Source organism: Calditrichota bacterium (genome assembly GCA_014359355.1).
In the GTDB taxonomy this organism is placed as follows: domain Bacteria; phylum Zhuqueibacterota; class Zhuqueibacteria; order JANLFK01; family Oleimicrobiaceae; genus Oleimicrobium.
On sequence record JACIZP010000174.1, the window covers coordinates 1 to 14,964 of the forward strand.

The following is a 14,964-nucleotide window of genomic DNA, read 5'->3' on the forward strand; positions in this document are numbered from 1 at the left end:
GCAAGAGTCCACTTTTCAACGGCTGGAAAATGGGCGATTTTGACCACCTCTCGCAACGGGATGTTGACCAGCCGCAGGGGGCATTTCTCCTGGCGCGTCGCGAGGCGGTAGCCTCCGTAGGAGTGCTCGACGAACGATTCCTGATGTTCTTTAGCGACGTGGACTGGTGTCGCCGCTTCTGGGAAGGAGGATGGCGCGTGACGTTCGTGCCGGAGGTGCACGCCATCCATCACAAGGGCGCCAGTGTATTCGCCCATCGCGTGCCGGCGCTCATTGCCTCGCACCGCGACTTCTTGCGCTACTTCCGCAAGTACCCTGCACAATGTGCAGCAGTGGACTTTTGCGTCGCTGCGTTGCTCCTCGTGAGCTTGTGGCCGCGGGTGGCATGGACACTCCTGACAACTGGGCGGCGAAGGCAGAGGTGAGGGATGAAGAGGCAAGTCAGGCAGGTCTTGGTCCTTTACGCGTTGCTCACCATTTCGGCGCACCTTGTCGCCGGGGAAGGCCACGGCCTCATTGAGGTCATCGTCAAGACGCGCCACCCCCTGCGCGCGCTGGGCAAAACCGCCGGGGGCAGCATTAGCACCGGCTTGGCGGCTTTGGACCACCTCTGCCAGGTGCATCGGGTTGAGAGCGTCCATGCCACCTTTGTCCGCCCCGCAAGACCGCGTCATCCCGAATTGCGCCACTCCGTCGGCTTGGATCGCATCTACAAGGTGCGTCTTCCTGCCTCCGAAGCGGAAACGTTTGTCGCCGCACTGGGGAACGATCCGGAGGTGGAGTATGCGCATGTCAATCATGCCTTTTTCCTCCACTACGTGCCAAATGACCCCTTGTTCCCCTCCCAGTGGGCGCTCCATCGGATACAGGCGAGCGCCGCATGGGAGGTGACCGCTGGTTCTAAGAACGTTGTGGTGGGCGTCATTGACACCGGTATCGATTACCGGCACGAGGACCTGGCAACAAACATCTGGATTAACCCCGGCGAGGATCTCAACGGCAACGGCGCGGTCGACTCCACCGATCTTAACGGAATAGACGACGACGGCAATGGCTTTGTCGACGACGTGCAGGGGTGGGACTTTACCGATGCGCCGTATTTCGCCGACGGCGGGGACTATCTGGTGCGCGACAACGACCCGGCCGACGAGCACGGGCATGGCACTGCAGTGGCAGGGATTATTGCCGCCGTCGCCGACAATGGGGTGGGCATCGCCGGTCTGGCATTCGGCTGTCGACTCATGAATCTGCGCGCCGGGACAAGTCGCGGCCTACTGGAAGAAGACGACGTGGCCTCAGCGCTGGCCTATGCAGCCGAAAACGGTGCGCAGGTGGTGAACATGAGCTTTGGCGACGTCGTGTGTACGCCTCTCCTTCGCGACGCCGTCGCGTACGCGCATGCCTGCGGGGTGCTGCTGGTCGCCTCCGCCGGCAATAGCGCCAGTAGCGAGGTTCACTACCCTTCGGGCTTCGACGAGGTGCTGGCCGTCGGGGCTACCGACTCCACCGACTACTTAGCCGGCTTTTCCAACTATGGTGCCACTCTTGATCTTGTGGCGCCTGGATCCGGCATTCTCACCACCGACATCAAGGGCGGGTACATGAGGTTCAGCGGCACCTCCGCCGCTGCGCCTTTCGTGAGCGCCTTAGCCGCCTTGATCCTCACGCAGCATCCAGACTATGCAAACGACAACGTCCGGGGAACTCTCCTTGCGACTGCCGACGACTTGGGCAGCGCGGGGTGGGACCGCTACTATGGCGCAGGCAGGATCAATGCAAACGCTGCCCTCCATAGTCCCAACTTTGCCGTGGCCCGCATTGCGTGGCCGCGGTTGAACCAAGGGATTGCTGGGGGGAGCGTGCCGGTCATCGGCACGGCAGCAGGGGTGTACATGCGCGCGTACGAGCTCTCGTATGGCGCAGGAGTCGATCCCAATGCCTGGCAACCCCTCGTGCGGGTGCAGAACCGGCAAGTCATCGATGACACGCTGGGCGTGTGGGACGTCACCGCGCTGCCGGATACGCAGTACACCTTGTGTCTGGCGGTAGAAAACGCCGACGGCGGCGTGGTGTCGCAGTCGGTGCAAGTATTTGTCGACCGCACCCCACCGCGCATCAGCCAGCTCGCGCAGACTCCGATGCTTGAAGAGGACTATTTTGCCACGCTCCTCTCTTTCGCCACGGACGACCTTTGCGATGCAGCTGTGCAGTACTTGACTCCCGGCGGCCAATGGCAGGAAGTGCGCCTCGCCTACCAGACCGCTGCGCACCGCATTCTGTTGACCCCCAAAATGCTGCCTGGGGAGAGGCGCTTTCGCATCGCCGCGACCAACCGGGCGCAGCTCACCACTATCGACGACAATGCCGGTCAACTCTACTCTTTAACCTTGCCTACGACGCCGGTTTCCTCGCTGGACATGGTGTTCCTGCCGCTGTCACTCCCGCCGGCCTATCTGCTGGCCCAGGCGTACGATTTCGATGCTGACGGCAAAGAGGAACTTGTCGGCTGCCAGTATCAGAATGGCAGTTCTTTCGGGCCGCTGGTGGTCTGGCAAAACAGGGAAGGCTCGCTTGTTCCCGTCTGGGAAAGTCGCGAGCCGGCTATCCCGCGCAGCATCGGCGACGTCGACGGCGACGGCCTTGTGGAAATCCTTGCTGGCTATGGCGGCACCTCCGTGCTCTTTGAGCAGACCGCGCCGCACGCGGTAAACTTTCAGGCGGTATGGCGCAACAGCAGCAATGTCTGGGGGGCGCGCATCGCCGACGTGGATGGCGATGGTCGCCCCGAGCTCATCGTGCGCGTGGACGCCACCTACCAGGTGTGGCGTGCCTTCCCGGGCCCTTCCTTTGCTCTGCTCGATTCCCTGCCCAATCGCACACCCTTCACCAACATCACGGGCGTGCCCCACGTGGAGGTGCAGGACTTTGACGGCGACGGGCTCATGGAGATCCTCATCGGCGACTATGACGGCGACGTGTTCATTTACGAGCGCACAGAAAACGGCCGCTTCCAGATGACGTGGTCAGAGCACCTGCCGCTCATGGACGCTATTGACTTCTTGAGCAGCGGCGACTATGACGGTGACGGGCGCCCGGAATTCGTGGCCGGCTGCCACTCCGACCCCAGTCTGGACGCCGAGCACGAGTACGACGCCCGGCACTGGCTCTATCGGGTGTACAAAGCCTCAGGCAACGACCGCTACTCGCCCCAGGCCGAGCTGCGCTTCTTCGGCTTTGCCTCACCAAAGGATTTTGACGCCGGGGTCTCCTCCGGAGACATCGACAACGACGGGCGCGACGAGGTGCTGATCAACGTCTTCCCGGACTTTTACGTGCTCAAGTTCATGCCAGAAGCAGGCGAGTATCGGCCGGTTTGGCACTATCGTCCGAACCGGAGCAATGTGGCCCCTGTGGCCGACACGGACGGGGACGGCGTGCGCGAGCTCTATTTCAACGACGGCAGTGGCATTATCGCGCATCAATATCTGCCCACCGGGGGACGCCCCCCACGGCCAAAGACGGTCGATGCCTTCCCGCTGGACACTTCGCGCGTCGTCCTCACCTGGAATCCGGTCGAGCAGGCCGACGGATATTGGGTCAAATACGGCACGCATCCGGATAGCTTGCGGCAAAGCATTTGGACAACTGCTCCCCCATGCTCTCTGCGCGGCCTTCAACAGGACCAGACGTATTGGCTCGCCGTGAGTGCGGTGGACTCAAGCCGCCAGTTGCCCGAGAGCCTACCATCGCGGCTGGTGACCGCCAAGCCGAATCGCCCCCCGTGGCTGGTTGCCGCCACGGCGTTGGGCGAAACAAGTGCGCGCCTGCGCTTCAGCGAGCCTATGAATGACTCTGTCAAGGACCCCTCCTGCTACGTCCTTTCTCCCGCCAGGAGGGTGCATTCCGTGCTCCACGACCGCTCTGGACAAGAAGTGATTCTGACCCTTGCGGAACGCTTGCGCAATGGCGAGGCGGTCACCGTGCAAGTCCGGGGTGTCTCGGACTGCGACCGCACCCCTATTGACACGACGCGCAGCAGTGCCACCTTCAGCTTCGGTAGTGCGCCGGAGCCGCCTTACCTCACCGGGTTGTCGTTGAGCGGGCGCGCGCAGGTCGTCCTCACCTTCAGCCAGCCCTTGGAGAGGACGAGCGCAGAAACGGTGAGCAACTACCGGATCGAACCGGAGGTGCGCATCGTCAGCAGCACTCTTGACCCCAAAGACCCTCGGCGGGTGATGCTTGAGGTCGGACATCTTGCCCCCCTGGGGGGCCCCAACGCGCACCACATCCTCTACGTGAGCGGAGTGAAGTCGCAGGAGGGAATTGCGGTGGTACCCGGCCGCGGCGACCGGCTGGCGCTCCGCTTGGTCCGGCCGGACCTGTCGCAGGTGTTCACCTACCCGAATCCTTTCCTTCTCCACAGCGGTACGGGGCATGTCACCTTCGCCAACCTGACGGAAAAGGCCACCATCTCCATTATGACGGTGGAAGGGCAGGTGGTTCGCGTTCTCGAAGAGAGAGACGGCAACGGCGGCATGTTTTGGGACGGCAGGGACGGCAGTGGCCAGCTTGTTGGCTCTGGCGTCTACCTGTACATGATAAGCAACGACAAAGAGCGCGTGATGGGCAAGCTGGCGGTGGTGCGGTAGGTGGAGACAGCGGATGGCGTCGAAGCAGGGTGCTGGGATCGTGGTCGGCCTCACCGGCGGAATTGGCAGCGGCAAGTCTGCAGTTGCGCGCCTGCTCTCGCGCTACGGCCTGCCCATTATCGACGCCGACGCGGTGGGGCACGAGGTCACCTCCTCGGACCCTACGGTGCAGGCGGCCCTCAGGGATGCCTTTGGGGAGCAAATCTTCGCTCCCGGTGGGGGGCTGCGCAGGGAGCAGTTGGCGGCCATCGTCTTCGCGGATCCGCAGGCCCGGCAGCGGCTGAACGCCATCGTGCATCCACCCATGCGCCAGCGCATTGACGCACAGGTTGCTGCCTGTCTTGCGGAGGGACACCCCATCGTCGTGGTGGACGCAGCGCTGCTTGGCGAGGCAGACTTGGTGAGCCACATGGACTATCTTGTGGTGGTTTACGCGCCGCTCAAAGAACGCGTGGAGCGCATTCGCCGGCGCAACGGCCTGGGCGAGGAAGAGGTGCGCGCGCGCATAGCCGCGCAGATGCCGTTGGAGGAGAAAGTGCGACTGGCCGATTACGTCGTCGAAAACACCGGCTCGCTCTTTGCCCTGCGCGCACAGGTCCGCGCCCTCTATTCCTGGCTGCAGGCCCGCCTACGGGAAAGGGGTCGTAACGTCTGAACAGGGCCCGCCACAGTAGCCGGAGATTGCCAAGAGGAGGATCATTCTCCGTTAGGGGGCGCAATGAGGGGAAAGCCGGCGGTTCCTTGTTGCGTGGCATTTGCCATAGGGGTAGCGGTGTCCCGCTACTTGCTGCAGGATTGCGTCTCTGCCCAAACGGCGTGGGCAGCGCTGGGGTGCTGCCTGGTGGCAGTGGGGATTGCCGCCCTACTGGTGCGCCGGGTTGAGGTCACCGGCGCCCTGTTGGTCTTCAGCATGATGGTGGCTGGAGCGCTCCGCTATTTGCTCGCAGCGGGGGTAACCGATGACCCTAAGCACATTATCCACTTCACTGGTCTACCGTTTCCCGTGCGTCTGCGCGGTATGGTCGCTTCTGCGCCAGACCAGCGCGAGGGGCGTGTACTGGTGACGCTGCAAGCGAGCACACTTGTGGTCTTGGGCGGCGAGGTGCCAGCGCACGGCAAGGTACTCCTCTCCGTGCAGGGCGGGCCAAGCCCCCTCCGCTACGGCGACTCCCTGGAGGTTGAGGGCACGCTGCGCCTGCCCCGGAACAGACGCAACCCTGGCGAGTTTGACTACCGCGAATACCTGCGGGCGCGCGGCGTACATGCGGTTCTTGCCTGCAGGGATGCCAAGAACATTCGCTACCTGAGCGGAGGGCACGGCGCGTGGCTTCTGCGCAAAGTGGTCTACCCGGTACGCGAGCACATGACCTCCGTGGTGGATCGTTCTCTGGCGGGCGATGAGGCGGCCTTTCTCAAAGGTTTGCTCGTCGGCGAAAGGGGAGAGATTAGGCCTGAGGTACGTCAGGCCTTTGCCAACACCGGCGTCGTGCACGTGCTGGCGGTGAGCGGGTTGCACGTGGGATATGTGGTGCTCATTGCCGCGTCGATCTGCGGGGTGCTCCGCCTACCGGCGGGCGGGAGGCTGCTTGCCATTTGCGCAGTGCTGGCCCTGTATGTGCTGGTCACTGAGGCCCGTCCCCCGGTCGTGCGAGCCTCCATCATGGCGGTGTTGCTCCTCAGCGGCACGGCCTTTCGACGGGTGGGCAATGTCTGGAACTCGCTGGCAGTCGCAGGACTGGTGGTGCTGCTCATCAACCCCTTCGAGCTCTTCCAAGCGGGCTGCCAACTGTCGTTTGCTGCAGTGGGCTCTATTCTCGGCCTCTATCGCTGGCTGCAGCGTGCCTTTCGCGGCCTGTTGCTGAGCGCGGTGGAGAAGGACAGCTTTTGGGGAACCTCAGTGCTCCCTCTGTTCTTTGTCTCATTGGCCGCACAGCTTGGCACTCTCCCGTTGACTGCCTACTATTTCGGGCGTGTGCCGCTGTTGTCCATCGTCGCCAATCTGCTGGTGGTGCCTACGGTGGGTGTCATCGTGCCGTTGGGCTACACCACGGCACTGCTCGCTCCGCTGTGCTGGCCACTGGCGAAGTTCTACGCCGCGACCAATTGGCTTTTGCTCAGGTGCCTGATCCACGGCGTCGAGTGGGTGGGGAGTCTGCCGTTTGCCTATGTTGCCTATCCCAGGCCGCGGCTCATGCACGCAGTGGCTTACTACGGTCTGCTGGTTTGTTTTCTGCACGTGCGCGAAGCCCGCTGGCGAGCGCGCACCTTGATTTTCGTCCTCGCCTTGGCGTGCCTCGCCGTGTGGGCGGATGCCTGGAGGCCACGCGGAAGACTTGAGGTCACTCTGCTCGACGTGGGACAGGGCGATGCGGTATTTCTCCGCTTCCCCAACGGCAAATGCCTGTTGGTGGACGCCGGCCCGGCAGACTCAACCTACGACGCTGGCCGGCAGGTGGTGGAACCGTTCCTGCGCCATGAGGGCGTGCGTCGGCTGGACGGCATCGTGGTCACGCACCCGCACAGTGACCACTATGGAGGTGTCGCGCACCTGCTGCGCCAATTCCCCGTGGGACTGCTCTTTGAGCCTGGCCAGGAGCAACAGGAGCCTTTGTACCAGGAGCTTCTCAGAGTGGCCGACAGTGTCGGGGTCCGGCGGCAGATCATACGGGCCGGTGACGAACTGACCGGGTGGGAGCCGGCGCAGATCTTCGTGCTTCACCCTTCTGAGGCCTTTGTGCGGAATAGCGGGCCAGCGCCGTTCGGCCTCAACAACTGCTCTCTGGTGCTGCTGGTGACGTTTGGAAAGACACGCCTGCTGCTGACCGGAGATGCGGAAACGCCGGCCGAAGAGGCCATGTTGCGCTTTGGCCCGCTGCTGAGGAGTCAGGTCCTCAAAGTGGCCCACCACGGAAGCGGAGGGGCCTCGGGGGAGCGGTTCCTTGCAGCGGTGGCGCCGGAGCTTGCCCTCATCTCGGTGGGGGCACGGAACCCGCATCATCACCCCTCCCCTGCCACGCTGGCGCGCATCAAGAAGCAGGGGGCCCACATTTGGCGAACGGACCATTACGCGGCCGCCGTCTTGCGCAGCGACGCTCAGCATTGGGAGCTTGTCCGGTGGAGACGGAAGCTGCCGCCGCTGCCGGAACTTTTGGCCTGGTAGTTTCTGAGTTGTGAACCACAGTTCGGAGCACACGATGAGAAGGACGAAAATCTGCTGCACCATAGGCCCTGCAAGCGCGTGCCAGAAAACCATCGAAGACCTCATCCGGGCGGGAATGGATGTGGCGCGCCTCAACTTCTCCCACGGGACGCACGAGCAGCACGCCGAGGCCATCGCCATGATCCGCAGCGCTTCGCAACGATTGGGCGCGCCGGTGGCGATCATGCAGGATCTGCAAGGGCCCAAATTGCGCATTGGGCCGGTGGCAGGCGGCTCGTTGACCCTGCATCGTGGGCAGGAGGTCACCATCCTTGCCCAAGAGGCAGAGGCAGGCCCAGGCGTTCTGACCACCTCCTATCAGCACCTGCCCAAGGACGTGCGTCCAGGAGACAAGATTCTGATCGACGACGGCCTCATCCAGCTGAAGGTGCTGGCGACCACCGATGGGTCGGTGACCTGCAAAGTCGTTGAGGGCGGGACGCTCACCAGCTACAAAGGGATTAATCTACCGGGAGTGGATGTCTCCTCCCCGGCGCTGACGGAAAAGGACAGGAAAGACCTCTTATTCGGCCTCGCGCAAGGGGTCGATTTTGTGGCCGTCTCTTTTGTGCGGCGGGCCGCCGACGTTGCAGCAGTGCGGGAGCTCATCGCTGCGCAGGAGGCGCCGGTGCGTGTGATTGCCAAGATCGAGAAGCCGGAGGCACTCGAGGACCTGGATGCCATCCTGCGCATCGCCGATGGGGTGATCGTGGCCCGCGGCGACTTGGGCGTGGAACTGCCGTTGGAAAGGGTGCCGGTTGTACAGCAGCAGATTGTCCACCGCTGCCGGCAGAAAGGGGTGCCCTGCATCGTCGCCACCCAGATGCTGGAGTCCATGCGCACGCAGCCGCGTCCCACCCGGGCAGAGGTCACCGATGTGGCAAATGCCATCCAGGAAGGGGCGGATGCGGTTATGCTCACTGCCGAGACTGCTACCGGCGAGCGCCCGGTGCAGGTGACGAGAATGCTGGCACGCATCATTCGTGCGGTGGAAGGGGAGGAGCGCTACTTGCGCACCGAGGCGCCGCCGCGCCCTGTCGCGACCCCCACCGTTGCCGATGCAGTTGCCGACTCGGCGTGCCGGGCGGCCGCAGACCTGAAAGCGAGGGCCATTGTGACGCTCACCCAGTCTGGCTACACCGCATGCATGATCGCCAAGTACCGGCCGGAGGCGCCGATTATCGCCTTCACCCCGCATGAGGCGGTGCAGCGACAGATGCAGCTTGTCTGGGGTGTGCGTCCCCGCCTGCTCCAGTTTAGCGATGATTTGCAGGACCTCCTGGAAAGAATTGATGCGCACATGCTCGCCGCCCGCCTCGCCTCCTCAGGCGACCTGCTGGTGGTGGTAATGGGCTTCCCCATCCCCAGACGCGGCACGACCAACCTGATGACCGTCCACCAGGTGCGTGGCTGAGTCTGCCGAGCCTCCACCGCTCGGGTGCGATAGACCCCGACACAGCCCTTGGCTCACGGGGCCAAATGGCGCTTGCTTTTCTGCAGGGGCATTTATACATTTTTTGCCCGTGTAGAATCAGAGAAAAGGATGAGAGAGCCTTCATGAAGCCACTCTTCGTGCGTATACGGCAGTATTTCCAGAAGCCTTCGCGGCGGTGGCGCGTCTACGTGCTGTTGGCAGTGGTGCTCTACTTTGTCGCCATCAACCAGGTGATCCGCGTCCGGCCTGACCACGCCTTTGTGGCCTTGCTCATGTTGGCGACTCTCCTTGGCAAGGAGAAAGGCAAGCGCTTCCTCATCGACTGGAGCCCATTCATCGTCTTCTGGACCGCTTACGACATGATGCGGGGCATCGCCGATTCAGTGCGCGGGGTCATCAACGTGGCGCTCCCCTACCGAGTGGAGCTGGCACTCTTCGGCCCACTGTTTGGCGGGCAAATTCCCTGTTTCTTCTTCCAACACTGGCAACAGACGTTGGGCGCTTCGCCCCTGCGCCAGCTCTTAGATGCTTCGGGGGGCCTGTTCTATACGCTCCACTTCGGCCTACCCATCGTCTTGGGCTGGTACTTCTGGCACACAAGGGACGATCGTCGGCTTTTCTACACCTTTGTTGCCACCTTGACGCTGTTGAATTTCTCCGCGCTGGCCACCTTCATGGTCTATCCTGCGGCTCCTCCCTGGTACGTGTATGCCCACGGCTTTGGCCAGCCGGCCAAGACCTCTTTCTGGGGCATGGGCGCAGGGGGCCTTCTCAACGTGGACCGCATGATCGGGACCAAGTTCTTCACCACCCTGTGGGGGGGATTCAATCCCAACCATTTTGCAGCCATCCCGTCCCTGCACGGAGCGTACCCGGTGGTAATCGCCCTGTTCGTCCGCAAGGGTCTGCGCTGGCCGGTGCCCCTTGTGGCGTTGTACCCTCTGTGCGTGTGGTTCTCTGCCGTGTACCTTAACCAGCACTACATTATCGATCTCCTGATTGGCACCGGCTATGTGGTGGTTGCTTACGCGGTGGTTTCACGGGTGCTTATGCCGCGAGTGATCGACCCCCTGCTGGCACGCCATGCCCGAAGGTCAGCCGTGCCGGTGACCGCAGACGCGAACTGAATTGAGGCGAGCGGATAACCTATGATGAGAGCGCGTATTGCCGGCACAGGAATGTGCGTTCCTGAGCGCGTAGTAACCAATTTCGATTTGGAAAAGCTGATGGATACCAGCGACGCGTGGATTCGGGAACGCACCGGCATTGTGGAGCGGCGGTTCGTTGAGCCAGGCATCGGCTCTGCCGACCTGGGGTTGGGCGCGAGCCTGATGGCCCTGGAAGATGCCGGCAAGAGGCCAGAAGATATCGACCTTATCATCTTTGCCACGCTGAGCCCGGAGTACCCATTTCCTGGTTCCGGCTGTCTGCTGCAGGCCAAGCTGGGCCTCACGGGCATCGGTGCCCTTGACGTCCGCAATCAGTGCAGTGGCTTCATCTACGCCCTGTCCATTGCCGACCAGTACGTTCGCACCGGCATGTATCGCTGTGTGCTGGTCGTCGGAGCAGAGGTGCAGTCAATTGGACTTAACCTCAGCACTGCGGGGAGGGACACGGCGGTGCTGTTTGGCGACGGAGCTGGTGCAGTGGTGGTTACCCCCAGCGCAGACGGCTCTGGGATCCTCTCCACGCACCTCCATGCCGACGGTCGTTACGCCAAAGAGCTGTGGATGGAGCACCCCGGCTGCCTACGCAGTCCGCGTTTAACGCCGGAGATGCTCACCGATGGCAGCCTGGACCCCAAGATGAACGGCAGGGCCGTGTTCAAGCACGCCGTGACCCGCTTCTGCGAGGCCATCGAGGAGGCGCTGCAGGCCAACGAGCTCACCGTCGAGCAAGTGGCCCTCATCATTCCCCACCAGGCAAATCTGCGCATCACCGAAGCGGTGGCCGAGCGCTTCGGGGGGATGGACAAGGTCTACTCCAACATTCACAAGTACGGGAACACAACAGCAGCCTCCATTCCCATCGCCTTGCACGAAGCGGTGAAAGAGGGTCGCGTACGGAAGGGCGACTACGTCGTGCTGGTGGCGTTCGGCTCGGGATTCACCTGGGCCTCGGCGGTGATGAAGTGGTAGGATGGACTTCTGCCTGGAGGTGAAGAGTCACTCATGCCAAGAGGCAGCAAGAATCGTTTGGCGATCCTTGTGGGCGGTGGCCCGGCGCCGGGCATCAACGGCGTCATCAGCGCCGCCACCATTGAGGCGCGCAAATCGGACATCGAGGTGTTGGGCATCATGGACGGCTTCAAATGGCTCGTCGGCGACAACCTCGATGACCTCCGCCAAAACGTGCGGGAGCTGCACATGCGGGACGTATCACGCATTCACTTCACGGGCGGCTCCATCTTGCGCACCTCACGGGTCAACCCGACCAAAGATGAGCACACGCTGCGCAACTGCCTGCGCGCCTTCCGCCATTTGGGTGTCAACTATGTCATCACCATCGGCGGGGACGACACCATCTACGCCGCGAGTAAGCTGGCCGCGGCAGCCAAGGGCAAGATCAAGTTCGCGCACGTGCCCAAGACCATCGACAACGACTTGCCGCTGCCCGACAATCTGCCCACCTTCGGCTTCCAGACTGCCCGGCACTTAGGTGCCGAGTTGGTGAAGAATCTCATGGAGGACTCGCGCACCACCAACCGCTGGTACCTCATCGTCGCCATGGGGCGGAAGGCTGGTCACTTGGCGCTGGGCATGGCCAAGGCAGCGGGGGCCACCTTGGCGATCATCGCCGAGGAGTTCAAGCCAGGTCCTATCACCGTGCAGACCGTGTGCGACGTGCTGGAAGGAGCCATCCTCAAGCGGCGGGCCATGGGCCATGAGCATGGCGTGGCAGTAATCGCCGAGGGGCTGGCCGAGCGATTCACGCCCGCCGAGCTCAAAGCCATCCCAGGAGTGGTCATTGACTATGACCCCTACGGGAATATCCGGCTGGCTGAGGTGGAATTGGGGAAAATTCTCAAGCTGCAGCTCGAAAACCGCTTTGCCGCCCGCCAAGACAAGATAGAGATCGTCGAAATCAACATCGGCTATGTGCTCCGCTGCGCCGATCCCATCCCCTTCGACTGCGAGTACGTGCGCGACCTCGGCTACAGCGCAGTGCGCTACCTGCTGAGCACGCGACCCGAGCACCGCGACAGCGCCCTGATTTGCGTGAATGGCGGCAAACTGCTGCCTGTACGATTCGAGGACGTGCTGGACCCGGCCACGGGCAAGACGCGTTTACGTCTGGTGGACGTGACCACCGAGTCCTATCAGGTGGCGCTCGAATACATGGTGCGCTTGCGCCAGCGCGACTTGGCAGACGCGAAGTTCTTGGCAGAAATGGCCAAGATAGCACGGGAGGACCCCGAGCACCTCCGTCAACGTTTGGCGCACATCGCCCTCCCTTGACACAGCCGGCACAGGCAGCGCAGCAGCGGGGAATTTTCTGGTTGTTTTTCCTGCGAGAAAGGCGTATATTTTAGGCCATCGCTGGTAAGGAGTTATGGCAATCGAGGACAACGTCCGCCAGGTTCGGGAGCGCATCGCTGCGGCGTGCGCCCGGGCCGGTCGCGACCCGCGCGAAGTGGAAATCGTGGCGGTGAGCAAGACCGTGGACGTGGACCGCATTCGTGAGGCGATCGCCGCAGGCATCCGCATTATCGGGGAGAACAGAGTGCAAGAGGCCTGGCCCAAGGTACAGGCCATTGGCAGAGGGGTGGCGTGGCACATGGTGGGGCACTTGCAGACTAACAAGGTCAAACGTGCCCTGGAGTGCTTCGACCTGATCCAGTCGGTGGACAGTCTGCATCTGGCCGAAGAAATCAGTCGCCGCGCCACTGCCTGTGGGCGTCGGGTGGAGGTCTTTGTCGAGGTTAACACCTCTGGGGAACCGTCAAAGTTTGGCGTCCCCCCTGAGCAGGCACCGGACCTGGTGACGCGCATTGCTCGCCTGCCTGGCGTGCGCGTCCTGGGGCTGATGACCGTCGGTGCCTTCCTCCCTGACCCAGAGCTCGTCCGCCCCTGCTTCGTCACCCTGCGCCAACTGAAAGAGGAAATAGATCGCCTGGGGGTCGACAACGTGCAGCTCCAACATCTCTCCATGGGCATGACTGACGATTTTGAAGTGGCGGTCGAAGAAGGAGCAACATTGGTGCGCATCGGTAGGGCGATTTTCGGCCCACGCCAGGCGGGGGCTCAAGTGCTGCGCAACGCCAACTGACCGGAGGGTGCGACGGTGAGACTGACGCCACTGGACATACGCAAGCAGGAGTTTCGACGCGCCGTGCGCGGCTTCGACGTCGATGAAGTGGAGACCTTCCTCGACATGGTGGCCGAACAGTTCGAAACCCTGCTCCGTGAACGCAATACGCTCAACGAAGAGGTTCTCAAGCTCCGCACCCAACTGCGGGACTACCAGCAGGTAGAGAAGACCCTGCAGGAGACGTTGATGAACGCCCAGCAGAACATCAACGAGTCCCGTGAGTCCTCCCGACGGGAGGCGGAGCTCATCGTGCGGGAGGCGGAGCTACGCGCCGAGGAGATCATCGAGGATGCTCGCAATCAGCTGCAACAACTGAAAAGCGAGCTCCTGCTGCTGCGCGCGGAAAAGGCCTCCTTCGTGAAACGGCTGAAGCAGCTCCTCCAGTCACAAGTGGAGCTCCTCGAGGTGTTGGGCAGTGACGACCTCGATCTTGGCCGCTTCAGGAGCGCGCAGCACCAGGAGGAACAAGAGACCCAAGGGGAAGAAGAGGCGGAAAAAAGCGAGCCGCGCATCGTCGGCTTGGATGAAGAGCCGGCAGCATCACCTGCTTCAGGAACAGAGCGCGCCGCCCCGGAAAAACCCTCTGCGCCACCTCCTGGGCGCCTGAGCGATGAGTTCATCATCTGAACCGCAGGGTAACAGGCACAGAGCAACAGGGAGAATGCGGGATGAACAGTGTGAGGTGGGTTGGTGTGGTGGCCGTGCTCAGCGCGGCTATGGGGTGCGCACACTGGACGGCGGTGTCCAAGGATGAGGTGAGGCCGAAAGAGACGGTGCAGCTCTCCCTCAGGTCCGGCACCGTGGTCCAGGGAGAGGTCCTTGCGGCAGACGCCACGCACCTGATTGTGCAGGGCGATGACGGTCGGGCATTTCGAGTGGCTACTCAGGACATCACCAGCCTCAAGCGCAGGCCTCCGGTTTGCGACGACAACGGCATGCCCATCTCCGAGCGGGAGATTGCCGCAGTTAAAGGGCATCGCCAACTTTTCTTGTACACCTTCGGCGGAACCGCCCTTAGCTGTGGAGTGAGCTTTTACCTGGGCTCGATGCTACAGCGTGGCTTGCAGGAAGACCAGACCGATAACACGCTGCGCATCGCTACCACTGCCGTGGGCACAGCTGTCGGCGCCCTCTATTTTGCCCTGAGGGGGGACAAGAAGGACCGCCAATACGCCATCCAGCAGATCAATGCTGAGCGGCTGCGTGCCTCGGAAGAGGAGCTGAACGCGGAGAGGGCGCGCAAGGCTCAGGTGGAGGCCGAATTAGAGAGGCTGCGCCGCGAGCAGGAGGCTCAGGAACGCGAGATTGAGGCGCTGCGCAAGCAGATAGAGGCACAACAGCAAGGAAAGCAGAAACCGCCACGCTGAGAA

The 14,964-nt window shown here is 62.6% G+C and carries 11 protein-coding genes; all 11 read left to right on the plus strand.

The features are described from left to right. Positions 1-425: glycosyltransferase family 2 protein (locus H5U38_07225; GenBank protein MBC7186808.1), on the plus strand; the 425-nt coding region annotated here is incomplete at its 5' end. A 3-nt stretch (positions 426-428) separates the two neighbouring features. Beyond that, the gene (locus H5U38_07230; GenBank protein MBC7186809.1) at positions 429-4,649 is read left to right on the plus strand and encodes a S8 family serine peptidase; all 4,221 of its coding nucleotides are present in this window, start codon (positions 429-431) and stop codon (positions 4,647-4,649) included. A gap of 13 nt (positions 4,650-4,662) precedes the next feature. Next, complete coding sequence (locus tag H5U38_07235) at positions 4,663-5,304, plus strand: dephospho-CoA kinase (protein ID MBC7186810.1); 642 nt, start codon at positions 4,663-4,665, stop codon at positions 5,302-5,304. Positions 5,305-5,367: 63 nt separating this feature from the next. Further along, positions 5,368-7,809 (plus strand): DNA internalization-related competence protein ComEC/Rec2, encoded by a 2,442-nt coding sequence (locus tag H5U38_07240; protein ID MBC7186811.1) that lies wholly within the window; start codon positions 5,368-5,370, stop codon positions 7,807-7,809. Between the two features lie 34 nt (positions 7,810-7,843). Then, positions 7,844-9,262, plus strand: a complete 1,419-nt coding sequence (pyk, locus tag H5U38_07245) for a pyruvate kinase (protein MBC7186812.1) — start codon at positions 7,844-7,846, stop codon at positions 9,260-9,262. 143 nt (positions 9,263-9,405) lie between these two features. Beyond that, entirely contained in the window at positions 9,406-10,410 is a 1,005-nt protein-coding gene (locus tag H5U38_07250) for a phosphatase PAP2 family protein (GenBank protein ID MBC7186813.1), read from the plus strand. Positions 10,411-10,431: 21 nt separating this feature from the next. Then, positions 10,432-11,421: a ketoacyl-ACP synthase III gene (locus tag H5U38_07255; protein MBC7186814.1), complete on the plus strand. Its 990-nt coding sequence runs from the start codon at positions 10,432-10,434 to the stop codon at positions 11,419-11,421. A 33-nt stretch (positions 11,422-11,454) separates the two neighbouring features. Beyond that, entirely contained in the window at positions 11,455-12,741 is a 1,287-nt protein-coding gene (locus tag H5U38_07260) for a 6-phosphofructokinase (protein MBC7186815.1), read from the plus strand. A gap of 94 nt (positions 12,742-12,835) precedes the next feature. Next, entirely contained in the window at positions 12,836-13,552 is a 717-nt protein-coding gene (locus H5U38_07265) for a YggS family pyridoxal phosphate-dependent enzyme (GenBank protein ID MBC7186816.1), read from the plus strand. 15 nt (positions 13,553-13,567) lie between these two features. Next, complete coding sequence (locus H5U38_07270) at positions 13,568-14,221, plus strand: DivIVA domain-containing protein (GenBank protein MBC7186817.1); 654 nt, start codon at positions 13,568-13,570, stop codon at positions 14,219-14,221. Positions 14,222-14,262: 41 nt separating this feature from the next. Then, positions 14,263-14,961: a hypothetical protein gene (locus H5U38_07275; protein MBC7186818.1), complete on the plus strand. Its 699-nt coding sequence runs from the start codon at positions 14,263-14,265 to the stop codon at positions 14,959-14,961. Positions 14,962-14,964: the final 3 nt, after the last annotated feature.